This is a genomic window from Glycocaulis abyssi (genome assembly GCF_041429775.1).
Classification (GTDB): domain Bacteria; phylum Pseudomonadota; class Alphaproteobacteria; order Caulobacterales; family Maricaulaceae; genus Glycocaulis; species Glycocaulis abyssi.
In genome coordinates this window covers 929585-942281 of sequence record NZ_CP163421.1, presented here as the reverse complement: position 1 = coordinate 942281, position 12697 = coordinate 929585, and the positions used below count along the sequence as shown (strand labels likewise).

Annotated in this window: 11 protein-coding genes and 1 pseudogene; 7 read left to right on the top strand and 5 right to left on the bottom strand. The window is 63.6% G+C overall.

Annotated elements, in window-relative coordinates; all coding sequences use genetic code 11:
• Positions 1-63: 63 nt before the first annotated feature.
• The 3 genes and pseudogenes from AB6B38_RS04660 (at position 64) to AB6B38_RS04650 (ending at position 3851) form a co-directional block, all read left to right on the top strand.
• Entirely contained in the window at positions 64-2346 is a 2283-nt protein-coding gene (locus tag AB6B38_RS04660) for an NADP-dependent malic enzyme (protein ID WP_371394610.1), read from the top strand.
• 85 nt (positions 2347-2431) lie between these two features.
• Positions 2432-2926, top strand: a pseudogene (locus AB6B38_RS04655) (MATE family efflux transporter); the annotation flags it as partial.
• Positions 2927-3227: 301 nt separating this feature from the next.
• Positions 3228-3851: an MATE family efflux transporter gene (locus tag AB6B38_RS04650; protein ID WP_371394609.1), complete on the top strand. Its 624-nt coding sequence runs from the start codon at positions 3228-3230 to the stop codon at positions 3849-3851.
• Here AB6B38_RS04650 and AB6B38_RS04645 read toward each other — a convergent pair whose 3' ends face one another.
• A complete protein-coding gene (locus AB6B38_RS04645; RefSeq protein ID WP_371394608.1) occupies positions 3852-4043 on the bottom strand; it encodes a superinfection immunity protein in 192 nt (63 codons plus the stop codon).
• 250 nt (positions 4044-4293) lie between these two features.
• Complete coding sequence (locus tag AB6B38_RS04640) at positions 4294-5931, bottom strand: long-chain-fatty-acid--CoA ligase (protein WP_371394607.1); 1638 nt, start codon at positions 5929-5931, stop codon at positions 4294-4296.
• A 192-nt stretch (positions 5932-6123) separates the two neighbouring features.
• Between AB6B38_RS04640 and AB6B38_RS04635 the strand changes: the two genes are divergently transcribed.
• Positions 6124-7098 carry a threonine/serine dehydratase gene (locus AB6B38_RS04635; protein WP_371394606.1) on the top strand — a complete coding sequence of 325 codons (975 nt, stop codon included), beginning with the start codon at positions 6124-6126 and terminating at the stop codon, positions 7096-7098.
• 111 nt (positions 7099-7209) lie between these two features.
• Here the strand turns inward: AB6B38_RS04635 and AB6B38_RS04630 are convergent, their stop codons facing one another.
• Positions 7210-9363, bottom strand: a complete 2154-nt coding sequence (locus AB6B38_RS04630; RefSeq protein ID WP_371394605.1) for a transglycosylase SLT domain-containing protein — start codon at positions 9361-9363, stop codon at positions 7210-7212.
• Positions 9364-9517: 154 nt separating this feature from the next.
• Between AB6B38_RS04630 and dapA the strand changes: the two genes are divergently transcribed.
• Positions 9518-10390 carry a 4-hydroxy-tetrahydrodipicolinate synthase gene (gene dapA, locus AB6B38_RS04625; protein WP_371394604.1) on the top strand — a complete coding sequence of 291 codons (873 nt, stop codon included), beginning with the start codon at positions 9518-9520 and terminating at the stop codon, positions 10388-10390.
• On the top strand, positions 10387-10857 hold the full coding sequence (smpB, locus tag AB6B38_RS04620; RefSeq protein ID WP_371394603.1) for an SsrA-binding protein SmpB: 471 nt from the start codon (positions 10387-10389) through the stop codon (positions 10855-10857). The genes dapA and smpB overlap by 4 nt, the downstream gene beginning before the upstream one ends.
• On the opposite strand, the gene AB6B38_RS04615 is transcribed toward smpB, so the two are convergent.
• Together AB6B38_RS04615 and AB6B38_RS04610 are read right to left on the bottom strand one after the other, a co-directional pair.
• Positions 10854-11504: a uracil-DNA glycosylase gene (locus AB6B38_RS04615; RefSeq protein WP_371394602.1), complete on the bottom strand. Its 651-nt coding sequence runs from the start codon at positions 11502-11504 to the stop codon at positions 10854-10856. The genes smpB and AB6B38_RS04615 overlap by 4 nt on opposite strands.
• The gene (locus tag AB6B38_RS04610) at positions 11494-12075 is read right to left on the bottom strand and encodes an NYN domain-containing protein (RefSeq protein ID WP_371394601.1); all 582 of its coding nucleotides are present in this window, start codon (positions 12073-12075) and stop codon (positions 11494-11496) included. Before AB6B38_RS04610 ends, AB6B38_RS04615 begins: the two co-directional genes overlap by 11 nt.
• A 44-nt stretch (positions 12076-12119) precedes the next feature.
• Between AB6B38_RS04610 and folK the strand changes: the two genes are divergently transcribed.
• Positions 12120-12638 (top strand): 2-amino-4-hydroxy-6-hydroxymethyldihydropteridine diphosphokinase, encoded by a 519-nt coding sequence (gene folK, locus AB6B38_RS04605; RefSeq protein ID WP_371394600.1) that lies wholly within the window; start codon positions 12120-12122, stop codon positions 12636-12638.
• Positions 12639-12697 lie beyond the last annotated feature (59 nt).

Genomic DNA, 12697 nt, shown 5'->3' with positions numbered 1-12697 from the left:
TTTGGCGCGGCTATAGCCTGATAGGTAACCATGATCGACGCATCCAGCCACCGGACCTGACTGATGACCGAAAAGACCGCCGCCGAACTGGCCCAGTCGCGCACCGACGAGGATGCGCTAGCGTTCCATCGCGAATATCCGCCCGGCAAGCTGGCGCTGGCACCCACCAAGCCGATGGCGACGCAGCGCGACCTGGCGCTGGCCTACAGCCCCGGTGTGGCGGCACCTGTGCGCGCGATCGCGGCCGATCCTGACGCGGTTTATGACTACACGTCGAAGGGCAATATGGTGGCGGTCGTGTCCAACGGCACGGCCATTCTGGGGCTGGGCAATCTGGGGCCGCGAGCCTCCAAGCCGGTGATGGAAGGCAAGGCGGTCCTGTTCAAGCGCTTTGCCGATATCGACGCATTCGATATCGAGATTGATTACGAGGACCCGGAGAAATTCATCGACTGCGTGGCGGGGTTCGGCGACAGCTTTGGCGGCATAAACCTTGAAGACATAAAGTCGCCGGAATGCTTTGAAATTGAAGCGCAATTGCGCGAGCGCCTAGCCATTCCGGTGTTCCATGACGACCAGCATGGTACCGCCATTATCGCGGCTGCTGGCCTGATGAACGCGCTGCACCTGACCAACCGCAAGTTCGAAGACGTGAAGCTGGTGCTGATCGGGGCAGGGGCGGCGGGCCTGTCGGTTCTGGAGCTGGTGAAATCGCTGGGCGTGCAACACGACAATGTCACGATCATTGACGTGAAGGGGGTGGTGCATACGGGCCGGAACGATCTGCATCCCCGTCTGGCCGCCCATGCGCGCAAGACTGATCTGCGCACGCTGGACGAGGCGATGGTGGACGCTGATGTGATGCTGGGCCTGTCGGCAGGCGGCATTGTCAGTCAGGCGATGGTCAAGTCCATGGCCGCCGATCCGATCATTTTCGCCATGGCCAATCCGACGCCGGAGATCATGCCCGACGAGATCAAGGCGGTGCGCTCGGACGCCATCATCGCAACCGGGCGATCTGATTTCCCCAATCAGGTCAATAATGTACTGGGCTTTCCTTACATATTCCGTGGCGCGCTGGATGTGCGCGCGACCACGATCAATGAGGAGATGAAGCTGGCGGCTGCCCGCGCGCTGGCCGATCTTGCCCGCACTGATGTGCCAGATGAGGTGGCGCGCGCCAATCGCTCCGCCCGCCTCAGTTTCGGGCGCAACTACATCATCCCGTCGCCCTTCGATCCGCGCCTGATTTCGTTTGTGCCGCCTTATGTGGCAAAGGCGGCGGTGGATAGCGGTGTGGCCCGCCTGCCCATGCCGGAGGCCGGTTCAGGCTATCGCGCGCGGCTGGCCCGCAGGCTGGACCCGACCGCTGCCCTGCAACAGCATATTACCGAGGTCATCAAGGCCGAACCCAAGCGTATCGTGTTTGCAGAGGGCGAGGAGCCAAGCGTGATCCGCGCGGCGGCCGCCTTCCAGGCGCAGGGGCTGGGCACGCCGGTATTGGTGGCACGCGAGAAAATTGCCGAGGCCAATATGAAGGAGCTGGGCATTGATCCCGGCTCGCTGGAAATCTGGAACGCACGCCTGTCGGACCAGAATCCCGACTATGTGGATTTCCTCTATGAGCGCATGCAGCGCCGGGGCTATCTGCGCCGGGACGTGCAGCGTCTCGTCAATAATGACCGCAATGTCTTCTCCGCCTGCATGCTGCGCTTTGGGGATGCGGACGGCATGGTGACGGGCGTGACGCGCCACTTTACCAACACGCTGTCGGACATCCGGCTGGTGCTGGATGAAGCGCCGGGCGGGCGGCTGATCGGCCTGTCGCTGGCGATCAGCCGGGGCCGCACGCTGGTGATCGCCGACACCAATGTCACCGAGTTTCCGGAAGCGCCAGAGCTGGCCGATATCGCATGCGGTGCGGCTGCTGCTGCACGCAAGCTGGGCCTGACACCGCGCGTTGCCTTCCTCTCCTACTCGACCTTTGGCAACCCGCCGGGGATCCGCACCGAAAAGATCCAGAGCGCAGTGCGTCTGCTGGACGCGCGCGGGGCGGACTTCGAGTATGAGGGCGAGATGGCCGCAGATGTGGCCCTGAACCCCGATCACCATGAAGCCTACAGCTTTTCGCGCCTGTCGGGTGCCGCCAACGTGCTGGTCATGCCTGCGGTTCACTCCGCGTCCATCGCCACGCGCCTCTTGAAAGCGACGGGCGGCGCCACGGTGATCGAAGGACTGCTCGTGGGGCTGGAAAAGTCAGTGCAGATCGCGCGGCTCGGCTCACCGGTATCCGACATCGTCAACCTTGCCGGCATGGCCAGTTTCGACCTTACCCACAGGACGTGAAAAAGAATTCACGAACTGCCTCTGGCGGGAGAGGGCGGACGCGCCTAAATGTGAGAGCCATTCTTAAAAGGCCGGTTCTCCCTTCATGGCTCAAAAACGCAATGCCCGCGACCTGACGCAGGGCCCGGTCTTCGGGCATCTCATGCGGATGGTCATCCCGATGAGCTTTGGCATTGTGGCCATGATGATGGTCGGCATTGTCGATGCCTACTGGGTCGGCCGTCTGGGTACGGTGCAGCAGGCCGCCGTGCAGTTCGTGTTTCCTGTCTCCATGGCGGTAATGAGTATCGCCATCGGCCTGGGGGCGGGGGCGGTATCGGTGGTGGCGCGCGCCGCCGGACGCGGCGATGGCGAGCGGACCAAACGCGTCGCGACCGACGCCGTGCTTCTGGCGCTTGTCATTACCGCCATCACCTCGGCCATCGGCATTGCCCTGATCGATCCGCTTTTCCGGCTGATGGGCGCGAGCGAGGCGATGATGCCCTTCGTGCGCGAATACATGGTCATCTGGTTTGCCGGCATCATCTTCATGGTCGGCCCGATGATTGCCAGCAATATCCTGCGTGCGCTTGGCGATGCGATCCTGCCCAGCATCATCATGATCATCGCGGCCGCGCTGAACATGATCCTCGATCCGATCCTGATCTTCGGTCTGGGGCCGATACCGGCGATGGAAGTTCAGGGTGCGGCGCTGGCGACGCTGATCTCCAACCTGGTCGTATTCGTGGTGGCTATGGGGATCATGATTTTCCGCGAGAAGATCATGGATCTGTCATGGCCGGGCTTTTCCGAGATCGCCTGGAACTGGGGCGAGATCGCGCGCATCGGTGCGCCCGCCGCTGGCTCCAACATGATCAACCCGATGGCGATGACGATGGTGTTTGCCGCCGCTGCGCAGTTTGGCGAGCCGGTGGTGGCCGGATTTGGCGTGGCCGCGGCTGGAAGCGCTGGCCCTGATACCGCTATTCGCGCTTTCCGGTTCGATTGGTCCCATTACCGGCCAGAATGGCGGCGCCGGTCATGTGGCCCGCGTGCGCGAAGCCTTCCGCTCCGCCTTCCTGTTCTGTGCAGGCTGGGGCGTGGCGATGGCAGCGGTGCTGGCGGTGCTGGCCTATCCGCTATCCTGGCTGTTCCTTCCGTCAGAGGAAGCGCAGGCCATGGCCCGCCTGACCTGGTGGATCGCGCCGGTGACCATGGGCGGCTATGGCATCGCCATGGCCGCTGCCGCCGGATTTAACGGGCTTGGCCGTCCGCTGCTGGGGGTGGGGGTCAATCTGATGCGCTGTTTCGCGCTATTGGTGCCGCTGGTCTGGCTTGGGGCGATGCAGTTTGGGCCGGTAGGCATGATCAGCGGCTATGCGCTGGCCAACGTGCTGGCTGGGGCCATTACCGCTTTCCTGGTGCTGCGCTATGCGCCGATGACGGCCATTGAGAGCAAGGCCCGGCCGATAGTGCCGCCAACGCAGGCGGCGAGGGCCGGGGTACCGGTCAAGCCTGCCGAGTAGTCATGCATTGATGATGGTGGCGCGGCGCTGGACGGCGGTGGTCGACCAGATCAGCGCCACCACCCAGCCGATCAGCGTCCAGCCGAGCAGCAGGTTCGTCAGGAAGATGGCGAAACCATTGTGATGACCACGCGCGACGGCAATGATCGTGGGCAGGAAGTGACCAACCAGTAGAAGAATGAGGATTTCCATTTGCGGGCTCCTTTTATCGATTTTCGATAAAGGTAGTGTGTTTCGCGGAGACCGCAAGTGACAGGTTGGTAATATTGCTGAGGCGGTGCCGTGGGCCCACGAGTTTTCTCCCCCCGTGAACGGGGGGAGTGCCGCGAAGCGGCGAGGGGGGGATTGTTGAGAAAGATTTCCCCCCTCCGGTCCTTCGGACCACCTCCCCCGTAAACGGGGGAGGAAAACACTCGCCCGGAATGACGAGAGTAGGGCAGACCTACCCCGCGTCGGGGAATTGATAGTCCTTGTAGATTTCCCGCAGGCGGGTTTTCAGGATTTTGCCCGTCGCGCCAAGCGGCATCTCGTCGATGAACTCGATCCCGTCCGGCACCCACCATTTGGGCAGGCGTTCGGCGAGGAATTCCTGAATGGCCTCGGCGGTCGGCGTGGTGTGCGGCTTGGGCTGGATGACCAGTAGCGGGCGCTCCTGCCATTTGGGGTGCGGCATGCCGACAGCGGCTGCCATCATCACGTCGGGGTGGCCCATGGCGACATTCTCAAGATCAATGGAGCTGATCCATTCGCCGCCGGACTTGATGACGTCCTTGGAGCGATCAGTAATGGTCATGTAGCCATCCTCGTCGAGATAGCCGACATCGCCGGTGCGGAACCAGCCATCATCGGTGAAGGCTTCAGCGCCCGCGCCGCGGAAATAGGCATCGATGATCCAGGGGCCGCGCACCTGGATATGGCCCGAGGACTTGCCATCGCGCGGCAGCACATTCCCGTCATCGTCCACGGCGCGCATTTCCACGCCATAGATCAGCCGGCCCTGTTTCAGCTTGATCTTGATCTTCTCGTCATCAGACAGGTCATCATGCTTGGGCAGCAGCTTTCCGACCGTGCCCAGCGGGCTCATCTCGGTCATGCCCCAGCCCTGCTGCATGTCGACGCCATACTCGCCCTCATAGGCGCGCAGGAGCGCTTCAGGCATGGCAGAGCCGCCCATCAGTACGTTCTCCACGCTGTCGATGCGCTTGCCGCTCTCGCGCAGATACTGCAGCAGGCCGAGCCAGACGGTCGGCACGCCGAGCACCTGGGTAACCTGCTCGCCCTCGATCAGTTCCTGAAGCGATTTACCGTCCAGCTGCGCGCCGGGCATGACCAGCTTGCCGCCGCCCATGGCCGTCGCATACGGCACACCCCAGGCATTGACGTGGAACATCGGGACCACCGGCATGATCGTGCCGCGCGAGCCGACGCCCAGCACGTCCTGTCCCAGGCACGCCATGGCGTGCAGCACGGTGGAGCGGTGGGAATAGAGCGCGCCCTTGGGATCGCCTGTCGTGCCGGAGGTGTAGCACAGGCCGGCGGCGAGATTCTCGTCGAACTCCGGCCAGTCATACTCCGGCGAGGCGCTGCTCAGCAGGTCTTCGTAAGCCTCGCACTTCGTCGCCATTTTTGGTGCGTGTGCGCTGTCCGTCATCACGATGAAGCGTTTGACGGTTTTGCACTTTTTCGCGATGGCATCGATGATTGGCGCGAATGACACATCGAAGAAGACATGCTTGGCCTTGGCGTGGTCGAGCATCCAGGCGATCTGGTCGGGCGCAAGGCGCGGATTGACCGTATGGATGACGGCGCCGACGCCGGAAACCGCGTAATAAAGCTCCAGATGGCGGTGCGTATTCCAGGCAATGGTGGACACCCGGTCGCCGGATTTCACTTTCAGAGGGCCTGTCAGCACGTTGGCGAGGCGTTTGGAGCGGGCGTGGCAGTCTTTCCAGCCATAGCGGTGAATCTCGCCGGTATCGGGCAGGCGGCTCACGATCTCGCGGCCCCCGTGATTGTCGGCCGCATGCTGTAGAATGCCAGAAATCATCAGCTGGCGATTCATCATCTGTCCACGCAACATGGCGTTTGTCCTCCCGCTTGGATGTAACCGGCCATTCACAGGGCAGCGCATTTTGCCCGCCTGCCTAGCCCGTTGTTTGAAGTTGGCGTTATCAAAGGCGCGCCCGCGCTGCGATGCAATACCTTTTGCGCAACTTGCTTGCAGGAGATATGGCCGTGATGCAGCAAGCGGCCAGTGCGCGGAGGAGAGAGCATGCACCTACCAGGCTTCAACGACGTCATGGACGCCGCCACCCGCCTCAAAGGGCTGGCGGTCAGGACGCCCTTGCTGTGGAGCCCGGCGCTGGATGAGGCTGTGGGCGGGCGTGTGCTGATAAAGGCCGAGTGCCTGCAGCGCACCGGCTCGTTCAAGTTCCGCGGGGCCTATAACGCGCTCGCGCTGATGACATTGGCTGATCGTGTTCGCGGCGTCGTGGCGTTCTCCTCAGGCAATCATGCGCAAGGGGTGGCCGAGGCAGCGCAGATGTGGGGCATTCGGGCCACCATCGTGATGCCGGCCGACGCACCGGCCATAAAGGCCGAGGGCGTGCGCGCGCGAGGCGGAAAGGTCATCACCTATGATCGCGCCAGCGAAGACCGTGAAGCCATCTCCCGGCAGCTGTGCGAGGAGACAGGGGCCACGCTGATCCCGTCCTTTGACCATTTTGGCGTCATAGCCGGGCAGGGCACGTGCGGGCTGGAAATCGTCCAGCAGCTGGAAGAGCGTGGTGAGACAGCAGACCAGCTCGTCTGCTGCGTCGGCGGGGGCGGGCTGATTGCCGGGATCAATCTGGCGCTCGCTGAACGTGCGCCGGAAATCGCCGTTTATGGCGCGGAGCCGGAAGGCTTTGACGACCATGCCCGCTCGCTGGTTTCAGGCCAGCGTGAGCGCAACACGAAAAGCTCCGGATCGTTGCAGGATGCGCTCCTGTCGGAAGCACCCGGCGAGATGACCTTTTCTATCAACCAGCCCCGCCTCAAAGGGATTGGCGTCGTCAGCGATGATGAAGCGATGCAAGCGGTCGCCTTTGCCTGGCAACATCTGAAGCTCGTCATCGAGCCGGGTGGCGCGTGTGCGCTGGCCGCCGTGCTTTCAGGGAAGATCGACGAGAAGGGCAAGACGACCGTGATTGTCGCCACGGGTGGCAATGTGGATGCGGCGGTGTTTGCAAAGGCGATAGGGGGCTAGCCCTCGTCCTTCGAGACGGCTTCTGACGAAGCCCCTCAGGATGAGGGCATGTGGCGCTTTTCCCTCATCCTTTGGGGCACAGTGGCGCTCGGAGGATCAGGGAAAGCCCCGCTAACTCCCGCCGTCCTCGTCGTCCGCATCCGGTAGTGGTGCCATGCCCAGCTCTTCGCGGGCGGCGGCATCGGCGGCCTCGATCTCGGCCAGCTGCTCGTCGCTGAGATGCGGCAGGATGCGGCGCAGGCCCGCGCCCGCTCCCACCATGTCGCGCTCGATTTCCAGCGGCACGGCGGTGTGACCGGCCCGGCGGGCGCGGTAGACCTGCAGATTCTCGATCACGCGCTGCACATAATTGCGCGTTTCGGCAAACGGCAGGCTCTCCACCCAGTCGATCGGATCAATCGCGCCATAGCGCGGATCGCCATATTCCTGCACCCAGCGGCGCACGCGCCCGCCGCCGGCATTATAGGCGGCCAGCGCCATGACGAGTGAGCCGTCATAATTGTCGACCACCTCCTGCAGATGGGCCATGCCAAGGCGCATATTGTAGTCGGGGTCATCGGTCAGCCACTCAAACTCATACGGCAGGCCGAGCTGACGTGCCGTCTGGCGGGCGGTGGCGGGCATCATCTGCATCATGCCGCGCGCGCCAGCGCCGCTGACGGCGCGCGCATCAAATTCGGTTTCCTGCCGGATGACCGAAAGGGTCAGGGAGGGGTCGGCCATCACCGGCGCATTGGACGGCACATCAATGACCGGGTAGGCGCGTTCGGCCAGGATCATGCCCTGCATGCGGCCAGCCTTGGCCGCGCGCACGGACTCGCGCAGGCGCAAATGGTCCAGCGCGATATCGGCCAGCATGGCCTGCTCTGCCGGTGTCTCCATGCGGCCCTCCAGATGGGCGGCAAAGGTGCGGAACAGGAAGGTCTGGTTCAGCTCACCCAGCATCCGCAGGGCCAGAACCTGATCGCGCTCATTGAAGGCGGCGCGGTCAGCTTCACTGATGACCGGATCGGCAGGCAGGTCGAGCTCGGCTGCCGCGCCGCCGAGCGCCAGAATGGCCAGCTGGCCGTAATAGGTGGTGGCGTGCTGGGCGGCGGCCATGAAGCGCTCGCGGGCGAGCAGGGCATTGCCAGCGGCCTCTGCGGCGCGTCCCTGCCAGTATTTTGCGCGGCCAAGGGAAACCGGCGTGGTCACGCCTGCTTCCAGCCGGTTGAAATGGGCCAGAGCATCCTCCGGCTGGTTCAGGTGCACCAGCGCCAGCCAGCCAGCGAGAAACTCCGCATCGGCGAATGCCACGCCAGCGGTCATCCCGTTGGAGGCTGCCAGCCGGTAGGCGGTTGCGTGATCGTTGGAGCGCATCAGATCAAGGATGATCAGCTTGCGTTCGGTCCACATCGATTCCAGTGCAACGGTGTTGGTGTGGGCATCCGGCAGCTCCAGTGCCAGCTGCAGCGCGCCATCGGCATTGCCCGCCCGCCGCCGCCAGCGCGTGCGCTCGAACACCAGACCCGGATCATTTTGCAGGCTGGACGGTACGGCATTTACCGCGCCGTCGACACCGCTGCCCCGCGCGGCCAGCCGGATGCGCGCATCGGCAAGACGGCGTTCACCGGCAGCCAGTTGAGGCAGCAGGGCGCTGGCCAGGCTGCGCTGACCGGCCCAGAGCAGGAAGTCCACGCGCTCGGCGTGGTCGGCGGCGGTCAGAACGCTGCCATGCTCGCGCAGCACGCGGCTTTGATGGGTCTGGCGCAGGGATTGGGTCCGCCATGCTTCTCGTATCTGCTCGCGGCCCTCGTCAACGCGGCCCAGGGCGATAAGCGCCTCGCCCCAGGCAATCCGGCCCTCGCCGGTCAATGGATCGCGCCGGGCAAACCAGCCTGCGGTCAGGTCTGGCCCCATGCCCGCTTCTGCGAGCTTCCATTCCGCCTCACGCTGTATGGCCGCCTGACGCGGCCAGCCATCCAGCGCTTCCAGCGCCATATGCAGCTCGGAGAAGATCGCGCGCGGGTCAGCCGACGCGATGCGCCAGAGCAGGAGGTTCTGCGCGACAGGGTGGGAGATGTTGAAGCGTGCCTCGCGCACGAAGGTCCAGTCGCCCGCATCAGCGGCGCGCAGGCCCCGGCGCAAAAGGTCGAAATCAGCATCGTTGAGGATCGCCGAATGGTTGGCCATAGGCGGTTTGAGCCGCGGCACGGGCACATCGCCAAGCGCGGGCGCGCTCAGCATGGACACTGACAGGGCGAGCAGGGCGGCACGCAACAGCATGGGGGCAAACTCCTGACGGCAGGCAGATCTACAGACTCGTCCAACGCGCGTGCACTGTCCACAGCGATTGCAGCGTCTTGGCGCGCGGTGTTGCAATCGATATGGTCCGCGCCCATTTGCGCAGGCGCACTCTTCTCACAAGGCAATGCAAACCATGTTCCGCGGCTCTTTTACGGCACTCATCACCCCTTTCAGCAACGGCCAGGTCGATACCGCCGCGCTGAAACGCGTGGTCGAGCACCAGATAAAGGCGGGAACCCATGGGCTGGTTCCGGTCGGCACCACGGGCGAGTGCGTCACCTTGTCGATGGAAGAGCACCGTCGTGTCGTTGAAACTGTCATCGCCACGGCGGCAGGCCGGGTTCCGGTGATCGCGGGCGCTGGCTCCAACAACACCGCCCACGCCATCGAGCTGGCCCGCTATGCCAAGGCTGCGGGCGCGGACGCAGTGCTGGTTGCGGCACCCTATTACAACAAGCCTTCGCAGGAGGGGCTGGCGGCGCACTATCTCGCCATCGCCGATGCGGTGGAAATTCCGCTCTTTGTCTACAATGTGCCCGGCCGGTCGATCGTGGATATCTCCGCCGAGACCATGGCCCGCATCGCGAAGCACCCGAACATTATCGGGGTCAAGGACGCGACGGGCGATATTGCCCGCATGACGCAGCATCGCCGCGCCATTGGCAACGAGTTCATCCAGCTATCCGGCGAGGATGCCTCGGCTCTGGGCTATAACGCGCATGGCGGCGTGGGCGTGATCTCGGTGTCCTCGAATGTGGCACCGGCGCTGTGCGCGGCGTTCCAGAACGCAACACTGGACGGGCGCTGGGACGAGGCGCGCGCGCTTAATGACCGTCTGCAACCGCTCCATGAGGTGTTGTTCGCCTATTCCAGCCCGTCACCTGCGAAATACGCCGCGAGCCTGCTGGGCCTGTGCTCAGCCGAAGTGCGTCTGCCGCTGGTGGCATGCCCGGACGCGGTGAAGGCGCGGATCAGGTCGGTGATGGAAGAGTTGTCGCTGATATGAGCAAGAGCGACGATAACGGGCTTATCGCCGTCAACCGGCGTGCGCGCTTCGATTACGAGATCGAGGACACGATGGAAGCTGGCCTGATGCTGGTCGGCACCGAGGTGAAATCCCTGCGTCAGGGCCGGGCGAATATTGCCGAAGCCTATGTCAGCGTGGAGCGCGATGGCGCGCTCTACCTGATCAATGCCGATTTTCCCCCTTACGAGGGCGGCAATCGCTTCAATCACGAGCCGCGCCGTCATCGCAAGCTGCTGCTCCACAAGAAGCAGATGGCCCAGCTGGCCGGCGCGGTGCAGCGTGAGGGACGCACGATCATCCCCTTGCGGCTCTATTTCAACGACCGGGGTCTCGCCAAGCTCCTGATTGGCCTCGCCAAGGGCAAGAAGACCATCGACAAGCGCGAAACCATCAAGGAGCGTGAGTGGAACCGCTCCAAGGCCCGCCTGATGAAAGATTTCGGCTAAAGCCGCGCTTTGGCCTTCTCGAACACAGCATGGAACATGGGCTCTGTCAGCCGGCCCGTGTTCGTGTTGTAGCGTGAGCAGTGATAGCTATCGATCAGGGTGAGGGGGCCTTGCGGGCCTTCCACCTCATGCTCCGCCCCGTGGGCAAACTTGAAACCCGCTGGACGCTGGCCCAGCGCGCGCAGCGTGTTCTCATGCGCGATACGCCCCAGAGCGATCACCACTTTCAGCCTGGGCAAGGCCGCGATGCGCGCGGCCAGGAAGGGGCGGCAATTGGCCATTTCCTTGCCCACCGGCTTGTTCTGCGGCGGCGCGCAGCGCACGGCATTGGTGATCATCGCATCGTGCAGGGTCAGGCCATCAGCTGGGTCGGCCTTATAGGTGCCTTTTGAAAAGCCATAGGCATCAATGGTCGCGTAGAGCAGATCGCCCGCCCAGTCGCCGGTGAACGGCCGGGCGGTGCGGTTCGCCCCTGTACGCCCCGGCGCCAGCCCTACGATCAGCAGGCGCGCGTTGGCGTCACCGAAGGAGGGTACGGCACCGTTGAACCAGCCCGGCTCCTGACGGGCGTTTTCCTGCCGGTAGGCGACAAGGCGCGGACAGAGCGGGCAATCGGGTTGCGGCTCGGCCGGGACGCTATGCTTCATCGTCATCGCCGGCGGTTGGCGGTACGAAGTCTTCGCGGGCGCGGCGCTCGCGGCCAACAAGACGGCCAAGCTCGGCCAGCTCGATGAAATTGTCGGCCTGACGGCGCAGATCGTCGGCGATCATGGGCGGCTGGGATTTCAGCGTGGACACGACCGAAACCCGCACGCCTCTGCGCTGCACGGCCTCGACCACTTTGCGGAAATCGCCATCACCGGAGAACAGCAGGATATGGTCGAGATAGCCAGCCGCCTCAAAGATATCGACGGCGATCTCGACATCCATATCGCCCTTGATGCGGCGGCGGCCATGCTCGTCGGTATATTCGCGCGCCGCCTTCGTGACGATGGAGAACCCGTTATAATCCAGCCAGTCGACGAGGGGGCGGATTGGGGTGTAATCATCATTCTCCAGAAGCGCGGTGTAATAATTGGCCCGCACCAGCCGGCCGCGCTTCCTGAATTCTTCGAGTAGCTTGCGGTAGTCGATGTCAAAATCGAGGGCGCGGGCTGCGGAATAGAGGTTGGCACCGTCGATAAAAAGGCCGATGCGCTCATTGGGATAGAATGTCATGGGGCTCCTTAAGGGGCTTATCGCGAACTGAAATAGGCAGTGTTTTGAGTATCTACATCGCTTTTGGCTCAAACCAAGCCTTTGGCAGCATACAGCCAGCCGCGTTGCTCTGCGAGGCGGGAAATGCGCTTGAGGCCAAAGGTGTCCGGCTTGTTGCGCGCTCCTCGCTCTGGCGGTCACCTGCCTGGCCGGATCCGGCAGACCCGGCTTATGTGAATGCTGTGGCCGAAGTGGAAACGCGCCTGACGCCGCGTGAGTTGCTTGCCTGCCTGCATGAGGTGGAGGGGCAGTTCGGACGGGTGCGGGCCGTGCGCAATGCGCCGCGCACGCTTGATCTGGATATCATTGATTTTGATGGACTTATAGCCGGTGAGGGGCAGGGGCCGCTCCTGCCGCATCCGCGTGCGCATCAGCGCGCCTTCGTTCTGTTGCCGCTTGCCGAGATCGCGCCGGGCTGGGCTCACCCCGCGACAGGTGAGGGGATTGCCGCCCTTACAGAGGCGCTCGCCCGCGCGGATGTTGAAGCGACGACGCGCCTTGGCAGGTTTGCCGCTGGGAGCTGAACCTTTGTGCAGCGCAGCGCCGCGCTTGAAGCGGGAGCCGCACTAAGGTATCAGGAGGG

Bases quoted from the DNA above. Each gene is read 5' to 3' on its own strand.
- AB6B38_RS04640 (WP_371394607.1), bottom strand. From the start codon at position 5,931: ATGTTGCGTGGACAGATGATGAATCGCCAGCTGATGATTTCTGGCATT.
- AB6B38_RS04615 (WP_371394602.1), bottom strand. From the start codon at position 11,504: ATGAAGCATAGCGTCCCGGCCGAGCCGCAACCCGATTGCCCGCTCTGT.
- AB6B38_RS04645 (WP_371394608.1), bottom strand. From the start codon at position 4,043: ATGGAAATCCTCATTCTTCTACTGGTTGGTCACTTCCTGCCCACGATC.
- AB6B38_RS04660 (WP_371394610.1), top strand. From the start codon at position 64: ATGACCGAAAAGACCGCCGCCGAACTGGCCCAGTCGCGCACCGACGAG.
- dapA (WP_371394604.1), top strand. From the start codon at position 9,518: ATGTTCCGCGGCTCTTTTACGGCACTCATCACCCCTTTCAGCAACGGC.
- smpB (WP_371394603.1), top strand. From the start codon at position 10,387: ATGAGCAAGAGCGACGATAACGGGCTTATCGCCGTCAACCGGCGTGCG.
- AB6B38_RS04635 (WP_371394606.1), top strand. From the start codon at position 6,124: ATGCACCTACCAGGCTTCAACGACGTCATGGACGCCGCCACCCGCCTC.
- AB6B38_RS04630 (WP_371394605.1), bottom strand. From the start codon at position 9,363: ATGCTGTTGCGTGCCGCCCTGCTCGCCCTGTCAGTGTCCATGCTGAGC.
- AB6B38_RS04610 (WP_371394601.1), bottom strand. From the start codon at position 12,075: ATGACATTCTATCCCAATGAGCGCATCGGCCTTTTTATCGACGGTGCC.